Here is a 25,473-nt window from a genome sequence, read left to right as displayed (position 1 = left end):
ATTTCACAGCAATGTATGGAGCGTTATCCTAAATAACATCCAAAATGCTCGCTTTCCCCTTTAGCCTAATATTGAAAATTAATCTTTTTAAAAAAAGTACAAATGAAAATTGTAAAGGTAATTAAAGCGGTATTCTTTCTCGCTGTTATAGTTGGGACGGGTCAATTACAAGCGCAAAAAACAACAATTGGTCTCACAGCCCCTGAAGATGCTATAGTGTTATTCGACGGATCCAGAGAAAGCCTAGATAACAATTGGACGTATTGGGAGGGACCCAGACTCTCAGCTGAACCCCCTATAAAATGGAAGATCGTAAAGAATCCTGCAGGAACAGGAACAGCAGTATGTTCTAACGATCCTGCTGCAGCGAATGGAAAATATGGTGCTGCAGACATTGTAACTAAACAGAAATTTGAAGATTTCCGGCTTCATGTTGAGTTTCTAATTGAAAATAAAGGAGGTAACAGTGGGGTATACCTACAAAATCGCTACGAAATCCAAATCCTGGACGGTGATTCCACAAGTCACGGAATGGCCGCAGTGATTAATGAAAAGAGTGCATCGTATGCACCTTATAAAGGACTGGGTAAATGGAACACTTATGACATCATTTTTAGAGCTGCACGTTTTGATAATGGTGAGAAAAAGGAAGACGCCTTGGTTACCATATATTTTAACGGGGAAAAAGTGCATTCCAATGTTCCGATCACAAAGGTGTGGGGAGGAGCTTTTTCCGGATTAGACGGAGGTAATAACGATGGATTTGGCATTACTGATCAGCCAGGCGGAATAAAATTACAGGCTGAAGGTCATGATGTACTATTTAAAAATATATGGATTAAGCCACTTGTACTTGCCGAAAGTCAAACTGATATTGAGTTGTGAGGTTGAAAAGCAATCGGCATAATTAAATGACAGCTAAACTTCCGAAAATATGATATTACCTTTATTTCAAAAGCGAACTGAAATGATATTTAAATATTGTGTAACACTTGTAGCTATATTGAGTCTTAACACTATGTTTGCCCAAGAACAACCGGTACGATTGGGTATTGCCGGTCTGAGTCATGGCCATGTGGGTTGGATTTTAGGTCGTGACAATCCAGATGATATAAAACTTGTCGGCATCGTAGAGCCTAATAAAGAATTGGCAAAACGCCTATTAGACCAACATGGTCTATCCATAGATTTGATATACGATTCTATGGAAGAAATGATAGCGGCTACAAATCCTGAAGCTGTGGCAGCCTTCGGGACTATCTATGACCATCTTTCAGTTGTTGAAGCCTGCGCGCCAAAAGGTATACATGTAATGGTGGAAAAGCCATTGGCTATAAGTCTAGATCACGCTAAAAAAATGGCAGAACTTGCTAGAAAGTACAATATCCATCTACTTACAAATTATGAAACTTCATGGTACCCTACTAATGTTAAAGCCTATGAACTTTTAAATGATGGTGCTATCGGTGATTTGCGTAAGGTTATTGTTCGTGATGGTCACAGAGGCATGACAGTGGTAGGGACAGATAGTGAATTCGTACAATGGTTGACCGATCCTGCTTTGAGTGGAGGAGGAGCTCTTATGGATTTTGGCTGTTATGGAGCCAATATAATGACCTGGCTTTTACATGGAAAAAAACCAAATTCAGTGACTGCAGTAACTCAACAATTACAGCCCGAAGTCAACCCAAAAGTAGATGATGATGCGACCATTATACTGAAGTATGACGATAAAATGGCTTTACTTCAGCCTTCTTGGAACTGGACAATCGGAAGAAAGGATATGGAGTTTTATGGTACAACGGGAGTGATATATTCCGATAACCATCACCAACTCCGCATGCGGAAGGCCGAAGGATATGACGGTTTTAGTGAAGAAACTTTTCAGCTGGAGGAAAGACAGCCACCTTTTGATGATCCCTTTGCGTTATTTGCCGCTGTAGTAAGAGGAGAATTAAAATTGAAAAAATTTGATCCCTATTCTCTGGAAAATAATTTGATTACTATGGAAATTTTAGATGCCGCGTTAAAAAGTGCACATAGTGGACGTACCATCGAACTTAAAGACTAATAATTTGAGTATCTCCTTTTGGATAGATGCACAATACTGTTTGATTTTTGGCTAAATAACGATTAAAGACCAATTGATTTGGATTGAAATTGGTAGATTTTTACTTCAAAATTATTCAGAATATACGTTTTTTTCTTTTTTCTGAAAAATAATTAAGACTTGGTAATAGCCTATCCCAAGCCCTATGAAATTTACATTTATGACTATATAGCTGTATTGGGATTTTGCTATTTTTGGTGGTTAATGCTTGCTTATTGATAATTATTTTGTCTTAAAATTGCATTTTCTTTTGATTGGGTAATAATATATTTATATATTCGCATTTGTGCATACATATGAACATTTAATTATTGTTAGCGTTGGAATTAAAACTTGATCATCAAAATCCTTTACCGTTACATCTTCAAGTAGAGCAATTATTGAGAAAATTAATTGAGCTTCCTGAATATAAAAACGGAGCATTCCTTCCCAGGGAAGTGGAGTTGGCAAAGCGATTGGGAGTTTCCAGAAACACCATTCGTCAAGCCTCTAATAAATTGCATAATGAGGGATTGATTGTTCGAAAGAAAGGAGTAGGGACCAAGGTTGCGAGTAAGAATATAACCACCAATTTATCAGAGTGGCATAGTTTTACCCAGGAGATGACTTCCAAAGGAATTCCTTTTAAAAATTTGAAACTCAGTATTGAATGGGTGAAGATTGATAAGGCTATCGCTAATTTTTTCGATGTTGAAGTAGGTACGAAAATTTTAAAATTATCCAGATTGAAAGGGGACACAGAGCCTTTTGTATATTTTGAAAGTTACTTTCATCCTCGTATTGGTTTAACGGGGGAGGAGGATTTTCAAAGATCGCTATATGAAATTCTGGAAAATGACTATCATACGGTGCCAACGGTTTCTAAGGAGAAAATAAAGGCGGGCATTGCAGGTGATTTTGCAGAGCTTCTGGAAATTGACAAAACAGAACCGATATTAATCAGAGAGCGATTTGTCTCTGATCCAGGGGATAGACCCATTGAATACAATATCGGGTATTACAGAAATGATAAATTCACATATTCCATTCAAATAACACGATGAAGTACAGTATAGGAGTTGATATAGGGGGAAGTCATGTTTCATGTAGTATGTATGAACATTCCAACATATGTTTAATTGATAATACATTCACTTACCGCAAAGTAGATTCCAAAGGAACTGCTTCAGACATATTGGATACTTGGGCTCTTGCAATTTTGGAGACGGTGGAAAAATCTTTTTATTCCATTGAAGGTATCGGCATTGCAATGCCCGGGCCATTTGATTATTACAACGGCATAAGCAAGTTAGTTGATCTTGATAAGCTCAGTTCACTTTATGAAGTAAACATACGAGAAGCGCTTGCTGAGAGACTTCCATTTGAAGCTTCTCAAATTCGTTTCATCAACGATGCTTCAGCGTTTTCAATAGGGGAGTCCATTGCCGGTGAAGGTAAAAACTATTCTAAAGCAATCGCAATTACTCTTGGTACGGGTCTGGGAGCTTCATTTTTGGAAAATTCATACCCGATCATGGATAGGGACAATGTGCCTCAAGGCGGATTTCTGTACAATCAAAAACACGGGGATAAACTGGCAGATGATGTGTTTTCTACACGCGGTCTTATTGCTTATTACTATGAGATCTCCGGAGATAAGGTGAGCAATGTGAGGGAATTATATGAAAAGGCACAATTCGATACTACAGCTCTGAAATGTTTTCAGTGGTTTGGGGATGAATTGGGTAAATTTTTAGAATCCTATGTCAGGGATTTCGGTGCTGAAGTTTTAATTATCGGCGGCAATATCTCAAAGGCCTATGATTGTTTTGGTGAATGTTTACAAAGCCGGTTGCCCGGGCTGAAAATTTATGTTTCAGAGTTAGGAGAACATGCTGCAATACTAGGCAGTGCTTTGTTATTGGATGACCATTATTATCACAACATACAACCAACCTTAAAATTAATGTAATATGGAGGCTCGAAAGATGTATAAGATAGTACCCGTTATGTTATGTTACTTTGTGATGGGGTTTGTTGATATCGTTGGCGTCTCAACGGGATATGCGCAAAGGGATTTTAATCTTTCTCCCGAGCTTGCTCAACTGATACCTTCGATGGTATTCGTATGGTTTTTTATCTTATCCATTCCGGTAGGCGTCCTGCAGAATAATTACGGAAAAAGGAAGCTGTTGCTTTTAGGTGTTTTTATTACCGCTTTAGGGATGTGCGCTCCGTTTATACTATACAGCTACGGAAGCTTGTTGCTGTGCTTTGTATTGCTGGGGATCGGGAACACCATTATACAGGTGTCCGTGAACCCCCTGTTACAGGATGTTGTTTCTAAAGGTCGATTTTCCAGTTATATGAGCCTTTCACAATTTATAAAGGCAATCAGTTCTTTATTAGGACCTGTATTAGTGACATTTTTTGTAGGTTGGTTCAGTGATTGGAAATATATTCTTGTTTTTTATGGAATCACTTCGATCATATGTGGCGTATGGCTTATGATGACTCCGATTGCAGAGGTAAGGTCTGAAACAAAGGCCTCGTTTATGACGACATTAAGGCTTTTAAAAAATAAATTTATTGCCAGTATGGTCTTGGCCATTTTTCTTATAGTCGGCTTGGATGTCGGAATGAATACAAATATTCAAAATTTGCTGATACAAAAGTTTGATATCAGTTTGGAGAAAGCATCCTTAGGGATCAGCATTTACTTTTTTGCACTGATGATCAGTAGATTCTTCGGTGCTATACTGCTGTCAAAAGTCGATAATTTAAAATTTTTGTTATGGTCTTCCGTGCTAACCATTGGAGCCATAGTCTTAACAATATTTTCACCGAGCTCTTTTTTGGCGTACATTTTTATTTTCTTGGTAGGTCTGAGCTCAGGAAATCTATTTCCGTTAATCTTTTCATTAACTATAGCGAAGTTTCCGGAGCGTTCCAGTGAAATATCCGGTCTGATGATTATGGCGGTTGTAGGTGGAGCAATTATACCCCCGATTATGGGTGTTGTGAATAATTATTTTGGAGTTTCCCTAAGCTTTGTAGTTCTTTTAGCATGTGCTGTATATGTCTTAGGTTCATATTTTATAATCAAATCTAACTAACAATTATGAAGAAGTATATCATCTTAACACTGTCTTTATTTCTGATGTATTCATGTCAGACTAAAAAGGAGGATATTGTTAAAAAGAAGCAGAATACCGAAACGGATCTCAATGTACTGAGCTATGTAGATCCCAATATCGGAACGGCGCACAGTCGTTGGTTTTTCTATACCCCGGCGGCAGTTCCTTTTGGTATGGCTAAACTAGGCCCTTCCACCAATGGCTCCTACGGGAATGAACAAGGATGGGAAGCTGTCGGCTATGATGAAAGGCACCAGAGTATTGAAGGGTTTGCAGGCCTGCATGAGTTTCAGGTTGGGGGATTTTTGTTTACCGCCACAACCGGTGAGTTACAAACGACTCCAGGCAGCTTGGAACAGCCGGACCAGGGATACAGATCGCGATTCGACAAAAAAGATGAGCATGCTGAGCCTGGCTATTACAGCGTTGTCCTTAAAGACTATAACATCAAGGCAGAACTTACGGCCACCAAGAGGGTTGGATTTTTAAAATACACGTTTCCCGAGAGTGAAAAGGCTCACCTTATTTTCGACATCGGAAATCAATTAGGGGAAAGTGGAGCAGTTAAAGATGCTTCGGTCTGGTTTAATAAGGATGAAAATAGTATTGAAGGTTGGGTGATTACCTATCCTGAGTATGTAAAAAAATATCAACCGGATGGTGAAGTTCGTATGTACTTCTCAGCGGTTGTCAGTAAGGAACCTTCAGCGGTCGGAACTTTTAAAAAAGAGAATACGTTTACTGAAAGTACCTCAATAGAAGGAGAGGGTGCAGGTTTGTACCTTGAGTATTCAACCAAAGCTGATGAAACTATAGAACTAAAAACGGCATTTTCATATACTTCAGTGGAAAATGCACGATTGAATTTAAAAGAAGAAGCAGAGACGCTCAATTTTAATCAGGCTAAGCAACAAGCCGAGGAAGTTTGGAAAGAAGAATTGGGTAAAATCAGAATCACAGATTCTTCTGTTGCAAATAAAACTAAATTTTATACAGGGCTTTATCATGCCTTACTGGGAAGAGGACTTGCAAGTGACGTCAACGGGGCCTTCCCGGAGAATGACGGTACGATCGGTCAAATTCCTTTATCGGAAGAAGGTGTTCCAGCTTATAACTTTTACAATACAGATTCTGTTTGGGGAGCGTTTTGGAACCTGACCCAACTATGGACTTTGGTTTGGCCTGAGTATTACAATGATTTTATTCAAACGCACTTGGCGGTATACAAAAATTCAGGATGGACCTCGGATGGCTTGGCAAATTCAAAATTTGTTTCCGGAGTTGGGACGAACTTTGTCGGATTGGTGATTGCATCGGCATATCAAGCGGGTATAAGAGATTATGATGTGGAGCTTGCTTTTAAAGCGGCCTATGAAAATGAAACCCGTTATAAGAATAGAAATGAAGGAGCCGGAAAGACGGATCTGGGACAATTTATAAACCAGGGTTATATCAGTTATGTTCCGGGATGGGATACCAATGCGCAAGGATCCGGTTTTTCAGTATCACATACACTGGAGTATAGCTTTAGCAGTTATACGGTGGCTCAATTTGCAAAATCACTCGGAAAAGAGAAAGAATATAAGGAGCTCATGGAGCTCTCTGATAATTGGAGAAATGTATATGATAAAGAAACCGATTTTGTAAGACCAAGGTTAGCATCAGGAAAATTTTTGGAGCCATTTGATCCATTTGCACCCTGGGCAGGATTTCAGGAGGGAAATGCGTGGCAATACACATTTTATGTTCCTCATCAGCCGAGAGCACTTGTTTCTCAAATGGGTGAAGAAAAGTTTGTCAGTAGGCTTGATTCCATTTTTACCGTTTCCGAAAAAACAAAATTCGGAGGTGAAGAAATCGATGCTTTTGCAGGTGTAAAATACCTCTACAATCAAGGAAATCAGCCGAGTTTACATATTGCGTGGCTGTTTAATTTCACGGATCATCCATGGCTTACCCAGAAATGGGTTCGTAGAATTTGTGATGAATTTTACGGAACCGAGGGTATACACGGTTATGGATACGGTCAAGATGAAGATCAGGGACAATTGGGCGCCTGGTATGTCATGTCTTCATTGGGACTATTTGATGTCAAAGGTCTTACTGAAGCTGAACCTTCTTTTCAAATCGGTAGTCCCATATTTGACAAAGTGGAAATTGACAACGGTTACGGTAACACCATTACCATTGAAACTCAAAATAACGGTCCTTCCAATTATTACGTGCAATCTATGGAGATAAGCGGTAAACCACATACAGATCGCAGCATTGATTTGTCAACTCTTAAAGCGGGTGTAGACTTAAAATTAATTCTAGGTGATCAACCAAACAAAGACCTATTCGATCCATGGAAATAACATGGAGCTTGTATTCATAAACACTGTTGTGTTTTCAACCAATCTATGTTCAAACATTTGAACTTAATAATCTAAATTTATGAAAAACCAATATTTTAAATTTCTTCTGGTCTTCTTAGGGCTGGTCTTTTCAACAAACGTGCTGGCCCAAGGGGTCAGGCTATCCGGTATGGTAAGTGATCAATTCGGACCCTTGCCCGGTGCAACTGTTCTACAAAAAGGTACTGACAACGGTACCGTTACGGATTTTGACGGTAATTTCGATTTCAATTTATTAAACGAGTCTTCACAATTCATAGTAGTGAGCTATATCGGGTTTAAATCTCAGGAAATCGCCATAGTACCCGGTAAAACAAACTATGAGATTACTCTGCAGAGCGATCTTAATCAGTTGGAAGATGTTGTAGTGATCGGTTATGGCACCGAGAAACGCGCCAACTTAACCGGAGCGATAAGTTCAATAGAATCCGAAGCTCTAGAGGGAAAGCCTGTGGCGAATGCCTATGAAGCTTTACAAGGGGAATCTTCGGGATTAATCATCCAGAATACTTCCTCCAAACCCGGTTCTGTGCCGCGTATTAATATTCGAGGGGTGAGTACTATTAATGGAAATACACCCTTGATTGTTGTGGACGGGGTAATTAGTTCTTTAAACAATGTGAACCCTAATAATATTGAAAGCATAAGTGTTTTAAAGGATGCAGCTTCTTCGGCAATTTATGGTTCTAGAGCTGCAAATGGAGTTATTCTGGTTACCACCAAAAGCGGGGAGAAGGGCAAGGCAAAATTTTCCTATCAAACCATGATGGGTGTACAGCAGCCTACCAACTTTCCAAACTTTGCGAAGTCCTGGGAATACGCGACCCTTAGAAATGAAGCACTGATCAACTCCGGTATGGCACCGGCATTCACCCCCCAGGAGATTTTGGAATTCAAGCAAAACGGTCCGGATGTGAACTGGAATAGAGAGATTTATAAGGACATGGCTTTGCAGTCTACCCACAACTTTTCCCTTAGTGGTGCAAATGACGGGCTTAATTACCTGGTTTCCTTAGGTTATGTGGATCAGGAAAGTATGTTTAAAGGACCTGATTATGGATACAAAAAGTATAATGCCCGAATTAATATTGATAAAAAAGTTAATGAGAAATTTAAAATCGGCGCCAGATTGTCTTTCGCACGTAATGATATAAAAGACCATGCCTACTTTGAGCAATTTATCATAGAACCAACGATGCGTACTCCTCCTATTTACAATATCATAGATCAGGACGGAAACTATACCCTTGTGAGCGGGAGTAACAGTAATCCGCTGGCACAGCTCATGGAAGGTGGAACTACAAATACTCAAAATGATGAAGCTTTGGGAAATTTCTCTCTGGAATATGAACCTGTCAGCGGCCTTGTCATCAAGGGTGTTTTAGGTGGAAATATTGTGAGTAATAAAACCCACCAGTTTCGTAAAGCCATTGAGTTTGCGTATCCCGGTGGTGGAAATAACGAAAACTCAGTAACGGATAATTATTTCAGATCTCTTTATCTGAATCCGTACCTAACGGCTACTTATGTAAAAACATTTGCCGATAAACATGATTTGAATGTACTTGTCGGTAGTTCTACCGAGAAATTTGAAAGTGAGTTTTTTGGTGTAACGGGATTGGATATTCCTGGAAATGATCATGGTGTTATAGATAATGCCGGAGATATCCAAGGTGCCAGTGGATCCGGAGATGAGTGGTCTATTACCTCTTATTTCGGAAGAGTTGGATACACATTTGATGATAAATATATCATTAAAGGAAACATCCGCTATGATGGATCCTCAAGGTTTTCTTCCGACAAACGCTGGGGGGTATTTCCATCGGTTTCCGTGGGTTGGGTAATGAGTGAAGAGAACTTCTTCAAACCCATTGAAGATATCGTATCCTTTGCTAAAATCAGAGCTTCCTGGGGACAACTTGGAAATCAGGATATCTCTGATTTATATGGGTATCAGAGTTTAGTGAGTTCGGGTAGTAATGTATACAGCTTCGGTGGTGTAGGTGCATCGGGAGCATATTACTCGGTTTCGAATCAGAATCGAACCTGGGAAACTTCCACGATGAAAAACATCGGTCTTGATTTGTCTTTCTTTAAACGCAAATTGGACGTCACCTTTGAGGTTTTTGACAATTTAACCAATGATATTTTATTACAACTTCCTGTTCCCGCGACTTACGGTTTAGGACAGCCGTTTCAAAATGCCGGATCAGTTCGAAATAGAGGCTGGGAACTTAGTATGAATTACGGATTTGCAACGGGTGCAGTTAACCATTCATTTAATTTCAATATCTCGGACAGTCATAATAAAATAGAAGACTTAAGAGGAAGGGAGTTTATAAATGGAGGTGACGTTCATACGATACTTCGTGAAGGCTACTCCATAAACTCATATTATGCCCTTAAGTCTGACGGATATTATAATTCAGAGGCTGAAATCGCAGAAGGTCCCGCTCCGATATTCGTAAATGATGTGGATCCCGGAGATATCAGATACCTTGATCGCAACGGTGATGGAAAGATTGATTATGAAAATGATCGTTTTATCCTTGGAAATGAATTCCCCAGGTATACCTATGGAGCTACCTATGCCATGGATTGGAATGGATTTGATTTTTCGGTATTCATTCAAGGGGTCGGAAAACGGCAACAATGGTTGCGAGGTGAAATCATAGAAGCATTCCACAACAATAATGAAGGTCCTGTCTTTGAAAGACATCTGGATCGATGGACACCTGAAAACTTAGACGCTTCTTATCCCAGGTTAACTGTGGGATCGGAATCCGTGAACAATGCGGCACGTTCTGACTTTTACATCTTTAATGCACAGTATTTAAGGATTAAAAATGTGCAGTTGGGTTATACGTTACCCGCCGATGTGATGGAGAATATCGGTATGGAAAGTTTGCGTTTGTATCTCACCGGATTGAATCTTTTGACCTTTAGTCCTTTGAACGATTTAGGCGTGGATCCGGAAAATGTGGGATACAGCGGGAGAGTATATCCGGTTAATCGTGTGTTCTCCCTAGGTTTAAATATCAATTTCTAAAATAAAGAAAATGAAAAAAATTATAGCGATTATCATGTTTTTCTCGGTTTTTACCGGGTGTACATCAGATTTAGATATAGCTCCCATTGATTCAGAAAGTGAATTGACTTTTTGGGAGACCGACGAGGATGCGCGTATTTTTCTTAATTCCATGTATGCGGATCTTATGAATGCTGACAGTTATTTGTTTTTAAATGCACTTTCTGATGATGCGTATTCAAAGGGAAGGGAAGATTACAGAAATTTAGCCAGCGGAAATTACGGACCTACCAATGGTGTAGTGGGTGGTATGTGGAATTCAAGGTATGAAGCCATCAGACGAACAAACATCTTTTTCAATAATATTGATAAGGTGACCGAAATTGAAGAATCACAGAGAAGGTCTTATAAAGCTCAGGGGAGGTTTATAAGAGCACTGCACTATTTTTATTTAATTGAACTTTATGGAGATGTACCTTTTATAACTAATGAGATCAGTATAGAGGAGTCACTAACTCTGGAGCGAACCGATAAGGCAATTATACTTTCTTTTATCTATCAGGAATTGGAACTTGCCATAAGTGACCTTCCGCCTAGCTATTCGGCTGACCAAAACGGTAGAATTACAAAGGATGCCGCAATAGCTTTGAAGTCAAGAATTCATTTGTACAATAAGGAGTATGAAAAGGCTGCAAGTTTAGCTGATGGTTTGATTGGCCGGTATACGCTGTTTCCGGATTACGGGTCGCTTTTTTCCACTGAGAATGAAATGGCAGATGAAATTCTATTGAGTCTGCAATATATTCCTACGGACAGAGAGCATAACAACCAATATTCATTAATTCCGCCAAGTCTGGGAGGGTATGCTAATTTTTCTCCGCTTCAGGAACTAGTAGACAGCTATCTGACTATTGATGGTTACAGTATTGAAAGCACTGAAGCAAATTATGATCCGAACAATCCTTATCAGAATAGGGATCCTAGGTTAAGTGCTACTATTATTCATGATGACTACGCAATGACAGGATTTGACGGGAGTCAAATTACTATCGATACTTCTCCGGGTGCTAATCCTGATGGGTTAAATTTTTCTTCAAATTCCACACCAACGGGTTATTATGTACATAAATTTTTTGATCCACAGGCTCGAAATCAAACAAATTCGGGGCTGAATCTTATTCTAATTCGATATGCCGAAGTGCTACTGAATTATGCCGAGGCTAAAATAGAGTTGGGAAGTTTTAATCAACAGGACTGGGATGCCACTATCGGGGCACTTCGCGAGCGGGCCGGTTTACAAGGTCATGCACTGGAGTTTCCCGGTAATGATCAAACCACACTTAGGGCTATTGTCAGAAATGAAAGAAGAGTGGAGTTAGCTTTTGAAGCGGGTCACCGCTTTTTCGATATACGCAGATGGGAGCTTGCGGAGTCTGTTTTAACCGGTTGGGCGCATGGGATGAAAACTGATCAAGGCTCAGAAGATGATGGATATGTGAGAGTAGATTCCAGATCGTTTGATCCACAGAAACACTATTTGTGGCCTATCCCGCAAAGTGAAAGAGATATCAATTCGAATTTAACGCAAAATCCTAACTGGTAATGAAAACACTATATAAAATTTTGATGATGTTTTGTGTGCTCACAATAGTATCATCATGTGACGAAGAGGATTATAAATTAGATCCACAAGTTGTACAAATGGGAGCTCTTGAGTCTCCGGAGAATGACCAAGTTGTAACTATAAATACCTCAAGTGACGATCGGATAACTTTTTCTTGGTCACAGGCAAAAACGGCTGATGGGGGAGCGGTAACCTACCGTATTCTTTTTGATGAGCAGGGGGGTGATTTTAAGGATCCTATTTTCGCTGCGGCTTCGGATAATGGAGGCGGAGCCTCTACCTACACCGCTAGTGCGGCTCGTTTAAATGTCATTGCTGCGCAGGCAGGTATCCAGCAGCTGGAAACAGGAAGTATAAATTGGACAGTGGAAGTAACCAGCAGTTACTTGGTCGATCAATTTGATACATTTTCTACGGTGAAACTGAAAAGACCTGAAGGTCTGGCTATTTTTCCGGAGTATATGTACATATACGGAAGTGCTACAGAGGCGACTTCTATTGAAAATGCCATTGCTTTTAAGGAGATTTCAAGTGAAATGCCTAACCAGGATATTCAACCTGGGGTATTTGAATCTATTACCAAGCTTACACCCGGAGAATTCTTTATCGCAAACTCGGATAATGTAAATGCCGATGATATGAGTTATTACTATATCAATGAAGAAGGTAAAATCAGAGGCGGAGAGGAGCCTTCAAGTTTCGATATGGAAGAAGGGGTGTACAGAGTGCGGATGGATTTATCAAAAGCGACAATTTCTTTTACTGAAATATCTGATATTAAGTTATATATCATGGCAAATGAAATGGTGAAGGCCAATCTAACTTATGTTGGAAATCACACCTTTGAGGCCACTGACGGCTATTTTGAATTCTTGACACCCGGTTCGCCGGAGGCGCCTTCATGGTTAGGCTGGGAAGAAGAACGTTATCGTTTCAAGTTTATGCTGGACGATCAAGTCTCCTATATTGGTAGCTTTCATAATGATAATATGGACGGCTCTCTTGTACAAGGTTTAGATGCTTTTAACGGCAGGCCTAACGGAGGAGAACCTGATTATTACTTCAATACCTATTTCTTAGGTACTGATGCCACTTTCTGGCAAGGAGCCTGGAAGTTTCCGGATCAGTTGAACAAGGTCGATTTTACAGTACGGATCGTTTTCGACCCGAAGGCAGATCATTATTATCATGAATTTCAAATCAACTAAAATCAGCTATGATGACAATTTTTAATAGAAACCGAATCTTTCTGTGTATGGTGCTATCCTGCTTTATAAGCTGTGGTAGTAATAACTCCATAGAAGATCAAATGATAGACCCTCCGCAAGAGGAGGAAAACCCACAGCAAGTAGATACACTGACTTATAGTGAGAAGGCCAAGGCTACTTATGATATGATACAGAAGCTCTATAAAAACGGAGATTTGTATAAAGAGAATTTCCCGCAGCAGAGTGGAGATAGGGAATATAGCTATCTATGGCCTTATGTCGGTATGTTAACGGCAGGGAATGTCCTATTTGAGCTGGGTTATGACAGGTCTATATTTGAAAAGGAATTCTCAGGGCTTGAAGCCTATTATGATAACAGAAGTACTTTACCGAGTTATCAAGCTTATCCGGTTTCCGGCGGAAGTACGGATCATTATTACGACGACGGTTCTATTGTTGTGATGGAACTGTTACAAGCATACAAGCTTACCAAGGAGGCTTTTTATTTGGATCGCGCTAAGACGGTGACGGAGTTTGTGATGTCCGGTGAAGATTCCAGAATGGGAGGGGGGCTTTATTGGTTTGAGGCGCAATCTACAGACTGCACCGGAGGTGCTAATTGTATAAAAGCAACCAACACCAGTGCTTATGCTGCTTATATCACTACTGAATTGTATAAATTAACTAAGGAAGAGCGGTATTTGACCTTTGCAAAAAGGGTGTATCAGTGGGTATATGATACCCTAAGAGATCCCTCTGATGATTTATACTGGAATGACATCAATATTGCAACAGAGCAGATCAATACCACCAAATGGACCTATAATGCGGCAATGATGATTATGTCCGGAATTAATTTATATGAAATTACCGATGATCAGATCTATATGGATCAATCCGTAACCACTGCCAGGGCATCATTTTCTAAATTTACTAAGGTGATAAACGGACAACTGTTTTTTCAGACCAATGATCCTTGGTTTAATGTAGAGTTACTGTCGGCGTACATAGAATTAGCACAATATGATTCAAAATCCACTGAATACATTGATGTGTTTATAAATAACATGGATTATGCTTGGGAAAACGCTAAGAATGATGATGATCAGTTTTATGAGGATTGGTCCGGAAATAACCAGGGAAGGTATTACTGGTTGTTACATCAGGGGGCTTTAATAGAGGCTTATGGGCGGATAGCACTGTATAAGAATGAATGAAATAAATAAAAATTAATAAATATTATGAATGAATTAGAAGTAAATGTACGCCAGACGAGCCAACTGGAATTGCCTGTGGAAAAGCAAGTTCGAGAGGCCGGGTATGATATTTATCCTGCCTTTGACCTTGGCCCGGATTTAATAACCGTAGGTTATAAGAGTTTAGCAGAGCGTCTTGCTAATGAATCCGTAGTAAAGGTTGATGGCTATGTGGGGGTCATTTTTGAGACTGTAAAGGAGAATTTGGACAATGCATTTAATGGCTTGGGTATAGAAGCGAAGTGGATCAAGGTGGAAGAAGCTTATAAAACAGAAGAAGAAATCGAAGAGATGGTTCGCCCTTTTCTTGGGGATACGGATCCTATTTTCGGGAAGGTGACCAATCTGGAATTAATTGACTTCTTTGACCAGGATGAGCTTAACAGTTTTAAGGCAGATATTCAATCGTCTCTCACCATTTATTACGGTATAGGTGCTTCTTTGATTCCTGTGGGTGGCAAAAATTTATTTATTGATGTGAGTAAGAATGAGATTCAATATCGTTCCCGTGCGGGATCTATCTTGAATCTTGGTGCTACCAAGACTTCTACTGCTAAGCAAATGTATAAGCGGTTTTACTTTGTGGATTGGGTTGTTTTAAATAAGCATAAGAGAAAGATTAAGGATGATATTGACTTTTTTATAGATGGGCAACGACAAGCTGAGATTACCTGGACTACCGGAGAAACGTGGAGAAATGCAATGGAGGAGTTTGTTAAAACTCCCGTGCGCGTTAGACCTTGGTTTGAGTCTGGAGTATGGGGCGGCCACTGGCTTGAAAAGAAAATTAAAGGCCTTTCTAAAGATGTGGTTAATTATGCCTGGTCTTTTGAATTAATTGTACCTGAAAACGGTGTTATTTTTGAGAGTTCCAATGTGCTTCTGGAGTTTTCTTTTGACTTTTTGATGTATCATTCGGGGAGTGAAATCCTGGGTGAGGATTTTAAAGAGTATCAGTATCAGTTCCCTCTTCGATTTAATTATCTCGATACTTTTGACGGAGGGAATTTATCCATACAGTGTCATCCGCAAAAAGAATATATAAAGGAACATTTCGGGGAGAACTTGACTCAGGAAGAGACCTATTATCTTATGGATAAAAAAGATGATGCTAAAGTTTATTTAGGTTTCCAAGAGGGGGTTACTCCGGAGGATTTTCGATCGGCTCTTGAACATAGTGCCCAAAACAAGGTAGAATTGAATGTAGAGGATTATGTGCAGGTTTTAGAGGCAGAGAAACATTCTTTGTATTTGATTCCTCCGGGAACTATTCATAGTTCCGGAACGAACAATCTGGTGTTGGAGATTAGTTCCACAATCTACATTTATACCTTTAAAATGTATGACTGGTTGAATTTGGATTTGGATGGGAATCCAAGGCCTCTGAATATTGATAGGGGTATGGATAACCTGGATTTTTCGCGATCAGGTGAAAAAGTTAAAGAAGAGTTGATTTCTGTTCCTAAAGTTCTTGAATCCAATACAGATTTTGAATGGGAGCACCTGCCGACACATAAAGAACACCTTTATGATGTCGAGCGGTATACCGTTCAAAGCAGGGTAGAAGTTGCCACAAATAACAAAATGCATATTCTCGGTCTTGTGGAAGGGCAAAAAATGAAAATAACTGTTGACGGAAAATCTCATATTTTCTATTATGCTGAATCATTTGTAATTCCTGCATCGGTTACTTCATACTCTATTGAAAATGTTGATGGTGGTAATCCAATTAAAGTGGTTAAGGCTTTTATTAAATAGTTCGAAATCAAAAATGAGTATTACACTATATAAATATTACTGTAGTTAGTAATTAGGTTGGTTAGTTTGAATAAGGGCCATGTTATTTTTGACATGGCCTTTGTTTTATCATGCGGTCTCTTCTGGTGCCCAATTTTATTGAGGGTGTCATTATAAATTCTGTTTTCAGATTAATATAAAAATTCTCAGACAGAGTTGAAAAAACACCCTCTACCAATGGTTCTCCGCCCAATTTTTGATGCCTTTAACAGTTTATATTCTGTGTTAAAGTAAGCATTCAAAAATTCCAATAACTCTATAGCTTGAGAAATCATCATCAGTCAGTATTATGTCCTTATAGTTTTCATCAGTGGAAATCGGTCTAAGGATAATACTTTCATGATTCTGGCCGTGCTCATTTTGATATATCTGACTTTGATACTCCTTAATCGTGTAATTTGATCCAAAATTATTATGATGTAAATCCGTATGTTCAACGAGTACGATTTGTCCATTGCATGAACCACCACCGTAATATTTTTTAAAAACGCCATATGAACCATTGGGAATAATTTTATTCATAGATTCACCTACAACTCTACAGGCGAAATGCTCTTTTGACAATTGAAGGGATTCAGGGGGCTTCACCCAATCCATATGTGCTATCTGCTGAGATTCTTCAAATGCTCCTGCAGCCACATTATGATGATAAACAGGTATAGCATTTACATAAGGTTCGACTTCGTTTACAGGCAGAATTTCAATCTTTGAAATAGATATTTCTGTAATTTTCGTTGGTATAAATCTAGATAAGTATTCCCTCAAGTTTGCATCGCAAGCATAGAGATAAGTACCTTTTATACCTCTTAACATCATTGTTTTGTAGATGTTGACGATGTATTCTTTTAACTGTTCAAGTGTATCTGCCTGCCGACCTGTTGAATCTTTATAGTTTTCCTTGATAATTACAATCTCATTTTTCTCCTTATTGTAAGAGATCTCATTTCCAAAAATGATACCTGCATAGTTTAAATCATACCCTTGCGTTGTATGAATACATCCTACTTCGTTAATTGCATTTTCGGAATTGATCCAGTCTTCCGCTACACCATTCCACTTCAACTCGACATCGCCTATCTTGATATCATTTAAATGTTTCTTGCCATCTTTATTTGAAATCCAATCCCATGAAAAACCTGCAACTGTTCGAGCTAGTCCTGATTCATTATCTCGAGATTTAATTTCTGATACCAGGTCTTTTACGGAGTCAAATAGAAGAAATTCGTAAACTTTAGAATTGAACTTTTTATCGGTTTCTGTTAGTTCACAACTTAGTAACTTGTCAATAAATTCTACATAGTCATTGCCGCCTAGTACTCTAAACTGTGACTTGAGTTGTTTTACTGTTGTGGATTTTTGCCTTTTTAATTCATCGAAATGTTCTTGATTAACGTCAGATGGTTTAATAGACTGTTGTTTATCGTAAAAGAGAATGGCCTTTTTGGATTGTAGTGTTATCCATTCAAGTTCGTCTGTTTCTTCTGGATTAAGTCCCAAACGCTTAGCTGCATTATTAAATGCTCCAATATATGCACCAATACTTTTTCTCTTGCGCAATCGATGAGACTCATCAACAACGATGATGTCATATTTTTCACGTGTAACTGCGGCAGGACCAATTACCATACCTGACTTTAGACCTTTAATATTTTTAAATACCTTTTTTAGTGTACCTCGAAATGAGGACATAGGGACTACAAAACCAATCTTGGGATTTGGGAACTTTTCCTTAACTCGATTTACGAGTTCAATAAACTCAAACTCCTTATCACCGAATTCTCTAAAATTGAAATCTTCGATATCCGTAACAAGCAATTTAAATAGAAATATGGCTAAAATTGTCTTTCCTGTACCTGCACCACCTTCCATAATTGCAGTTTCATAATTGCCTTCAAGAAGAACATGTAGCATATCCTTTAATGCATCTACCTGCTCTTTTCTTAGACTTTTATAGGGAGAGTATTTGAATAGATCTGAGTTATTAATATATTCCAAAGAATGTTTGGCAACACCCTTGGATCTCAGTTCATCCCAAATTGATTTAAAGATCCCCCAATAGACCTCATCCTTTTGATAGTAATTGTGATTGGCTAAGCCCAAAGTAGCATTCATCAATTGAAACTTACCATCTCCCGACATATATTTGATAAGATTAGATTCAATGTCAAGGGTAGCAGATTTGTTAAATATCTGACTACCAATTAAATGTATAGTAGTGAGCTTGCTCTTTGTGTTGTTTTTGAGATGGGCTTCCATCCGCTTAAATGTATCGGTTGTCTCACCGACATATGCCTCTTTAATTTTATTGTCTGAAATGATATAGACAATGGGCCACAAATCTTTGGCGTAGTGGTTTGCCTCTAGTTGATCATAAATATTAGAATTAAACTCCTTCTTCTGAATAGTAAAGCTATCCGTCATATTCATAATTCATTATATTTTTTAGCAGTTCCTTTTGCTTTGTCTACCGGGTACTTTTGATTGTTTTTTTTAATCTTTTCAAGTATAATCTCCTTAACATCAAAACCGTGTTTTTCGGCCATTAAAAAGGCAAAGCAGAGAACATCTGCAAGTTCTTCTTTTATGCGTTCCTGATCTACCATCTCGGATTCTTCTGCATTTTTCCATAGAAACAATTCATTTAGTTCTGAAGCTTCTATTCCAATAGCTATTGCCAAATTTTTAGAGTCATGAAATTGCTTCCAATCTCTAGCATTTCTGAATTCAATTAATGTGTCTATTATTTCTTTAATTTCGCTCATGCTAATTACTTTGCTTGAATCAATTGTGCTTGCTTTCCAAATATAATCTTTTTTCATCAAGAGGACAGTCTGATACACTTTTATCAACTCCCTTCATTTGAACTGTGGTCGCCGTTCCTCTGATGATTTGATAGATTTATAAAATTTATTTCAGTTTAATTCCATTTAAAACTTTACCACTAGACCCCTTTCCATTCATATAAATTGATATGTCATCCAAAGGGATGTTTTTCCACGCTTTTCCCGTAAACTTAAATTGATATTCTATACTCGTGAAATTATTTGGGTTAAGCAAACGAATGGATAAAATATCATCCTTAAATAAGGGGATAGGCTTGTCAAAAATACTGTTGGAGTTTAGTAACTTTAACAATTGTTCTATGTTTATTTTTTCGGTCTTTTTATTGGTGGAAAATTCAGGTATTAGTATACCGTCGACAACTGTAATATAATCACCGGGATCCTGTAATCGATATAATACCCAATAATCGTCGAGTTCCTCAATATTTCTATCAGTGCAAGTGCAAAGCTTTATTTGATCTGAAATTTCACACATAATATGTATAAGGTTTTAGTTGTAGTTAAGATAGAACATCGAAAACCAAGAAGCAAATATTTTAATTACCACACCGCTCATTCTATATAAAGTATTCCTCTCTAGATATTTAAATTTTTCTCTTCTATTTTCAGGTCTTCAACTGTCAATAAGGTTAATGTATCCAAGCTATATTGGTCGTAGTCCTTCACATAAATGCTATTCAGGTTTTTTTTGAATAGGGCTCGTATTGGGCTTTTGTATTCTTATCTGAATTGGATTTTATAAAGAAAGTAAATGGACATTGAAGCGATTTTTCTTTTTCGGGGTCGAAAATCAGTTGTACGGGCATAAGTCAACTAAGTAATAATCAAATCACTAAAATAGTAAAGTTGGTCTTAGTTCACGACAGAAAATGGAGGAAAAATCAGCTAAAAACAAGAGATCAAGAATTTTATTAATTTTAGATGGATGTCTAATTTATATTTTAACAGCACTCTATTGAAATGAATTACTTTTGAAATACTAAAACAATAAAAAACCGTTTCTTATTGGCTTTTAATCCTACTGATAACCAATACAGCTTCTTATGCTCAATAACTCCAGCTCAACCCCTATATTATGGTGTTAACCGATATTCCTCTCCATGATCATCTTTGAAACCAAGTAAATGAGTACGATATCTTATTGTTCGTGAAATTTGGATACCTTATAATATTTATTGATCACTTAGAGTATTAATAGTTACGATTGCTTCCGGTAAACCAGGAGAATTGACTGTCAAGCGGATACTTCCATCCTTATGAGTACTCTTGACCACAACTAGTGCTCTGCCGTGCCACGCTTTGCGTGTATTTCCGGTATATGGATCTGTGTCCTTAATATTGGCATTATCCACTCCGATTATCTCACCGGGGCCTTCAACTTTAAATTGCAGCCTGTTTTCAGCATGAGGTAAGAGCCTGCCTTTAACATCAGTTATTTCAACAGAAACATATGACAAATCCTGTCCATTGGATTGGATGGTTGTGCGATCGGGTGTCAGTTTTATCTTAGAAGCATCGCCTGCCGTAGTCAAAACCACAGATTCCATTTGTTTCCCTTCCAGCATCCCCACCGCTCTTATTTCTCCTGGAGAATAGGGAATGGTAAATGTAGCCTTGAATTGTTCTTCCACTGTAGTAGGTTTTTCTTCAACCAACTGATTGTTCAGATACAACCGGACTTCAGGATATCTGGAATAGACCTCTACCTGGATGTCCTTCCCTTCATGACCGGGCCATGTCCAACTCTCCCATGTAGGCCATACCGACCAAAGGGTTTCTTTTATCTCCCGGGATTCGGGCTCTGGTTCACGAACCGCCATATATAGCTTTTCGCTACCGTTGTACAACATACTCCTGTAATGGGAGATCGGTTTTCTCCATCCCGTTAGATCAATATCCCCACAATAAGCACCATGCCAGGGAAACATGTCCCTTTCCCAGTGTTCCCCTGGTATATCACCGGAATAATACCAGCGACCGATACCCGATTCGCCTAGATAGTCCATAGCCGTCCATACAAAGTCGCCAATGATGTAATTGTGATCCTGTACGAGTTTCCAGTTGGCAAAAGCATCCCTGGGAAAGGATTCTGTTTGCACAATAATCCGCGATGGTACCCTTTCATGGTCGGATGGTGCACGGTGCAACTGGTAATTATATCCCGCTACATCGTGTACCGCCATCAAGGGATCGAAAATCTCCCAATCCTCATCCCAAGTCGTCATGCCGGAGGTTACAGGGCGGGTCGAATCAATTCGTTTTACATAGTTCGAAAGTTTTTTGGCCGTTTCTACCGCCTGAGGTTCCTTTCGTTCTATAATTTCGTTACCAATACTCCACATGATCACCGAAGGGTGATTCCGGTCGCGTTTTACCATGGCTTCGGTATCTCGCTGCCACCAATCGTCAAAATACATGGCATAGTCGTATGGTGTCTTCTGTGTTCTCCAGCCATCAAACACCTCGTCGATCACCATTATCCCGAGCCTGTCACAGGCATCCAGAAAAGCTTCCGACGGGGGATTATGAGCCGTTCTAATGGCGTTGAACCCCGCTGATTTAAGCAGCTCCACCTTCCGTTCTTCTGCTCGGTCATAAGCTGCGGCTCCAAGGCAACCATTGTCGTGATGTACACAACCTCCATTGAGTTTTATGGTTTTTCCATTGAGTTGGAACCCATTTTCAGCGGTAAATGCCAGGGAACGAATGCCGAATGTTGTGGTCACCTCATCAATGGGTTTATCACCTTTAACGATTTGCGTTGAAGCCTGGTATAGATGGGGGAAGTCTGGCGACCACAATTGTGGGTTTGAAACGTTTATGGCCTGCTTGATTTCTTTTTCACTATTGGCGGCAAGTTCTACACTGATAAAATCGCTTTCCGTCTTACGGTTGTCAGGACTTGAGAGTGTTGTTCTCAGACGAATGCTTTGGGGGCTGTTTGTTTCGTTCTTTACCCGTGTATTAATTTGGACCGTTGCTGCTTGGGAAGTCACCCGTGGTGTGGTAATTCCCACACCCCATTGTGCAACGTGGATGTTATCGGTAACTATAAGCCAGACATGGCGGTAGATGCCAGAGCCGCTATACCATCGGGAATTTATTTGTTTCGAATTGTCCACACGTACGGAAAGAACATTTTTTTTGCTGGGATCCAGATAAGGAGTAAGGTCGTAACTGAAAGATGAATAGCCGTAAGGATAAACGCCTAGTGATTCTCCATTGATAAAAACTTCAGAGTTCATGTATACTCCTTCAAAATAAATGGAAATATGTTTGTCTCTCGAGTTATCAGGTAAAGTAAACGTTTTCCGGTACCAACCAACTCCTGCCGGTAAATACCCCCCGTCAGTGCCGGTTTGGTGAGAAGGATCGAATTCCCCCTCAATGCTCCAGTCATGGGGTAAATTGACGTCCCGCCAAGATTTATCATCGAAATTAATGGCATTAGCCTGAGGTTCATCGCCCAGAAAAAACTTCCAGTGGTCATCGAAAAGTTGTTTCCTGCCATGGTTTTCCACCGACTGAGCGTTTACGTCGATATATCCGGTGATCAAAAGTATTAGAGCTAAATGAAAAATTTTTATGGAGCTGTTCATCTATGTTATATTAGAGTTAACTGTTGCTATTCAAATCATTGTAAAACAGCAGTTAAGTCAAATATAAAAATACTTTTTAAATTAAGTGTATAAATAACACTAAGATTAATGTCGCTTTTGGAATCTAGGTTTGAATTAAGAGCTCCTGTATAATTTTAAAATCTTTGATTGATATATTGTGCTGCTTCTGTAATATCAATTTCCTGCGATGAGTTTCCTCTTCTTACATAAAGTTTTTTACTCTTATTTCCGTTTTTATCGGTCACTTCTGTATATAAAGGTCTTAACCCCTGTTTAATATCAACAACACAAATTTCAATTTCATTGACTTCCGGAAATGATACCGTCAGATTGTTGGTTGCAAATTCAATTCCATAGGCGCGATTCACTAAATTTCTAAGATGTAATTCGAATTCGTCTTTAGTTCCACTACTAAGTGTTTTAAAATCATTTTCTAAACCAATTACTTCCAAATCATCAGTTACACCCATTACTAGCGTACCACCTTGTCCATTAGAAAAGATTATCAGCCTCTATGCAAAGGGTATGAGTAATTCTGATATAGAAGAGCAGATCCGCGAAGTATACAATTTTGATGTATCCACATCTACCATATCGCGTATAACGGACAGGGTCACTAATGATATCGTTGCATGGCAAAACAGACCACTAGAGCCTGTGTATTTAATTACCTGGATGGACGGTATTGTATTCAAGATTCGTGAAAACTCCAAGGTCATCAACAAGACCATGTACATTGCCGTAGGATTACGAAGAGAACGGGTATTGGATTTCTTGCCATGGTTTGCCAAATCTATTCACAGCATCAGAAGGCCATCAATCATACTATATTGAATTTGCCATAATTACTGTCATAGCGGTAATCACAGGGTTAATTTTGGTTATTGTTCCATCTTCCACTCCTATATCCCTTTATTTTACCGCTATAACAGTAAAATAGTGCCTTTTTTACTTTTTACACATATTCACATCATTAAATTACGTATTTTTACTGTCTAAGCAGTAAAAAATGAGTGATTTTGATTTGGGTTTTCTGGTGAAAGATCATCGAAAAAAAGCAGGGCTTACACAGCTCGAATTGGCCAATTTAGCCGGAGTTGGGAAGACCACTATTTTTGATATTGAAAAAAATAAGAAAACTATTCGTTGGAATAATCTCTTGGCAGTGCTCCAGGTTTTGAACATTAAAGTGGAATTTAAAAGTCCAATGATTAAATACGTATGAGAAAAGCTGTTGTCTATGTTCATGGAAAAAGGGCAGGCGTGCTCACAGAAGTTTCCCCGACCGAATATCATTTTGAGTATGATAATAACAACGAGGGAGAAGCTATCTCATTGACCATGCCGGTTAGTGGTGAAAATTACAGTTATAAATCATTTCCCCCCTTTTTTGAAGGGTTGTTACCTGAGGGTATTATGTTGGAGGGATTACTGAGAATTGCTAAAATTGATCAGCAGGATTATTTCTCACAATTAGTGACAACGGGAGCTGATTTGGTAGGTGCAGTAACCGTTAAATCCATGGAAGATGAATAGGTGTCCCATCACATACGAATTATGCGGTACGGCCAAATACAGCGAGAGAGGACTTAAAATGATTTCGCCCAAGTTAAGCCATCTAAATGATTTGCCTTATACTGCTACTGAATTAAGACAAGAAGCTGTAAACAGGGCAAAGATGCTATCCATCCAGGGGGTGCAGCCTAAATTAAGCGCTACAGTTTCTGTGGTTGGTCAAGAATTTAAAATTGTAGACCAATTTGGAACCTATATCATAAAACCTCAAAACGATTTATTTCCTGAGTTGCCTGAAAATGAAGACCTGACCATGCGCATGGCCAAAGTATTTGGTCTGGATGTACCCTCTCATGGGATGCTATACGCCAAAGATGGCAGTCTGTCATATTTTATAAAACGTTTTGATCGTTATGGTAAGGGAAAAAAATATGCTACAGAAGATTTTGCGCAATTGACCGGAAATACAAGGGATACAAAATACCGTTTTACCATGGAAAAATTAGTTCAGGTGATCGAAGAATTTTGTTCGTTCCCGGCTATTGAAAAAGCAGATTTTTTCAAGCGGATCATTTTCTGTTTTGTGACCGGGAACGAGGACATGCATTTAAAAAACTTTTCCCTGATTACAAAAAACGGAAAAACCACCTTAACGCCGACTTACGACCTATTGAATTCTTCAATTGCCATAAAAAATCCCGAAGAGGAAATTGCATTGCACCTTAAAGGCAAAAAAAGTAATTTGAACGCTTCTGACTTTATAGACTATTATGCGAAAGAGCGATTGCAATTAAGCGAAAAAATAATTGCGGTGATCCTTGAACAAATGGAAAAAGCCACACCAAAATGGAAAGCGTTGATAGAAATCTCATTTCTTTCGGATGCTATGAAAGAGAAGTATTTCAACGTGTTAGGATCCAAATTGAAACTGTTTATTTGAAAAAGCTGGATTAACCATCT

General features: G+C 38.9%; 19 protein-coding genes and 1 pseudogene. 15 read left to right on the top strand and 5 right to left on the bottom strand.

Annotated elements, in window-relative coordinates; genetic code table 11:
* The first annotated feature begins 102 nt into the window (after positions 1–102).
* The 11 genes from ACN0TV_RS07085 to ACN0TV_RS07035 all read left to right on the top strand — a co-directional run bounded on the left by ACN0TV_RS07085 (position 103) and on the right by ACN0TV_RS07035 (position 16,496).
* On the top strand, positions 103–885 hold the full coding sequence (locus tag ACN0TV_RS07085) for a 3-keto-disaccharide hydrolase (RefSeq protein ID WP_417361497.1): 783 nt from the start codon (positions 103–105) through the stop codon (positions 883–885).
* An 82-nt stretch (positions 886–967) separates the two neighbouring features.
* Positions 968–2,071 (top strand): Gfo/Idh/MocA family protein, encoded by a 1,104-nt coding sequence (locus ACN0TV_RS07080; protein WP_417361495.1) that lies wholly within the window; start codon positions 968–970, stop codon positions 2,069–2,071.
* A gap of 359 nt (positions 2,072–2,430) precedes the next feature.
* A complete protein-coding gene (locus ACN0TV_RS07075; protein ID WP_417361493.1) occupies positions 2,431–3,153 on the top strand; it encodes a GntR family transcriptional regulator in 723 nt (240 codons plus the stop codon).
* Positions 3,150–4,061 carry an ROK family protein gene (locus tag ACN0TV_RS07070; RefSeq protein WP_417361491.1) on the top strand — a complete coding sequence of 304 codons (912 nt, stop codon included), beginning with the start codon at positions 3,150–3,152 and terminating at the stop codon, positions 4,059–4,061. Before ACN0TV_RS07075 ends, ACN0TV_RS07070 begins: the two co-directional genes overlap by 4 nt.
* Position 4,062: 1 nt before the next feature.
* The gene (locus ACN0TV_RS07065) at positions 4,063–5,205 is read left to right on the top strand and encodes an MFS transporter (protein ID WP_417361489.1); all 1,143 of its coding nucleotides are present in this window, start codon (positions 4,063–4,065) and stop codon (positions 5,203–5,205) included.
* A 5-nt stretch (positions 5,206–5,210) separates the two neighbouring features.
* Positions 5,211–7,583, top strand: coding sequence for a GH92 family glycosyl hydrolase (locus ACN0TV_RS07060; RefSeq protein WP_417361487.1), 2,373 nt, complete (start codon positions 5,211–5,213; stop codon positions 7,581–7,583).
* A gap of 79 nt (positions 7,584–7,662) precedes the next feature.
* Entirely contained in the window at positions 7,663–10,671 is a 3,009-nt protein-coding gene (locus tag ACN0TV_RS07055; RefSeq protein ID WP_417361485.1) for a SusC/RagA family TonB-linked outer membrane protein, read from the top strand.
* A 10-nt stretch (positions 10,672–10,681) separates the two neighbouring features.
* Positions 10,682–12,253, top strand: a complete 1,572-nt coding sequence (locus ACN0TV_RS07050) for a RagB/SusD family nutrient uptake outer membrane protein (protein ID WP_417361483.1) — start codon at positions 10,682–10,684, stop codon at positions 12,251–12,253.
* Positions 12,253–13,482: a SusE domain-containing protein gene (locus tag ACN0TV_RS07045; RefSeq protein WP_417361481.1), complete on the top strand. Its 1,230-nt coding sequence runs from the start codon at positions 12,253–12,255 to the stop codon at positions 13,480–13,482. The genes ACN0TV_RS07050 and ACN0TV_RS07045 overlap by 1 nt, the downstream gene beginning before the upstream one ends.
* A gap of 8 nt (positions 13,483–13,490) precedes the next feature.
* Positions 13,491–14,699, top strand: a complete 1,209-nt coding sequence (locus tag ACN0TV_RS07040) for a glycoside hydrolase family 76 protein (protein ID WP_417361479.1) — start codon at positions 13,491–13,493, stop codon at positions 14,697–14,699.
* Positions 14,700–14,723: 24 nt separating this feature from the next.
* Complete coding sequence (locus ACN0TV_RS07035) at positions 14,724–16,496, top strand: class I mannose-6-phosphate isomerase (RefSeq protein ID WP_417361477.1); 1,773 nt, start codon at positions 14,724–14,726, stop codon at positions 16,494–16,496.
* A gap of 264 nt (positions 16,497–16,760) precedes the next feature.
* Here the strand turns inward: ACN0TV_RS07035 and ACN0TV_RS07030 are convergent, their stop codons facing one another.
* The 5 genes from ACN0TV_RS07030 to ACN0TV_RS07010 form a co-directional block, all read right to left on the bottom strand.
* Entirely contained in the window at positions 16,761–18,962 is a 2,202-nt protein-coding gene (locus ACN0TV_RS07030; protein WP_417361475.1) for a DNA/RNA helicase domain-containing protein, read from the bottom strand.
* Positions 18,959–19,297 (bottom strand): nucleotide pyrophosphohydrolase, encoded by a 339-nt coding sequence (locus ACN0TV_RS07025; RefSeq protein ID WP_417361568.1) that lies wholly within the window; start codon positions 19,295–19,297, stop codon positions 18,959–18,961. The genes ACN0TV_RS07030 and ACN0TV_RS07025 overlap by 4 nt, the downstream gene beginning before the upstream one ends.
* Positions 19,298–19,442: 145 nt before the next feature.
* Positions 19,443–19,853 (bottom strand): hypothetical protein, encoded by a 411-nt coding sequence (locus ACN0TV_RS07020; RefSeq protein WP_417361473.1) that lies wholly within the window; start codon positions 19,851–19,853, stop codon positions 19,443–19,445.
* Between the two features lie 697 nt (positions 19,854–20,550).
* The gene (locus tag ACN0TV_RS07015) at positions 20,551–22,977 is read right to left on the bottom strand and encodes a glycoside hydrolase family 2 TIM barrel-domain containing protein (RefSeq protein ID WP_417361471.1); all 2,427 of its coding nucleotides are present in this window, start codon (positions 22,975–22,977) and stop codon (positions 20,551–20,553) included.
* A gap of 155 nt (positions 22,978–23,132) precedes the next feature.
* The gene (locus tag ACN0TV_RS07010) at positions 23,133–23,501 is read right to left on the bottom strand and encodes a helix-turn-helix domain-containing protein (RefSeq protein ID WP_417361566.1); all 369 of its coding nucleotides are present in this window, start codon (positions 23,499–23,501) and stop codon (positions 23,133–23,135) included.
* On the opposite strand from ACN0TV_RS07010, the pseudogene ACN0TV_RS07005 reads away from it, so the two are divergent.
* From ACN0TV_RS07005 to ACN0TV_RS06990, 4 genes and pseudogenes are all read left to right on the top strand, one after another.
* Positions 23,500–23,793, top strand: a pseudogene (locus ACN0TV_RS07005) (transposase); the annotation flags it as partial. The gene ACN0TV_RS07010 and the pseudogene ACN0TV_RS07005 overlap by 2 nt on opposite strands.
* A gap of 214 nt (positions 23,794–24,007) precedes the next feature.
* A complete protein-coding gene (locus tag ACN0TV_RS07000; RefSeq protein WP_417361469.1) occupies positions 24,008–24,223 on the top strand; it encodes a helix-turn-helix domain-containing protein in 216 nt (71 codons plus the stop codon).
* On the top strand, positions 24,220–24,534 hold the full coding sequence (locus ACN0TV_RS06995) for a HipA N-terminal domain-containing protein (protein ID WP_417361467.1): 315 nt from the start codon (positions 24,220–24,222) through the stop codon (positions 24,532–24,534). Before ACN0TV_RS07000 ends, ACN0TV_RS06995 begins: the two co-directional genes overlap by 4 nt.
* Positions 24,527–25,453, top strand: coding sequence for a HipA domain-containing protein (locus tag ACN0TV_RS06990; RefSeq protein ID WP_417361465.1), 927 nt, complete (start codon positions 24,527–24,529; stop codon positions 25,451–25,453). Before ACN0TV_RS06995 ends, ACN0TV_RS06990 begins: the two co-directional genes overlap by 8 nt.
* Positions 25,454–25,473: the final 20 nt, after the last annotated feature.

Origin of the sequence: Galbibacter sp. (assembly GCF_048266365.1) — a bacterium.
Taxonomy (GTDB): domain Bacteria; phylum Bacteroidota; class Bacteroidia; order Flavobacteriales; family Flavobacteriaceae; genus Galbibacter.
This window is presented reverse-complemented; position numbering and strand designations above follow the sequence as displayed.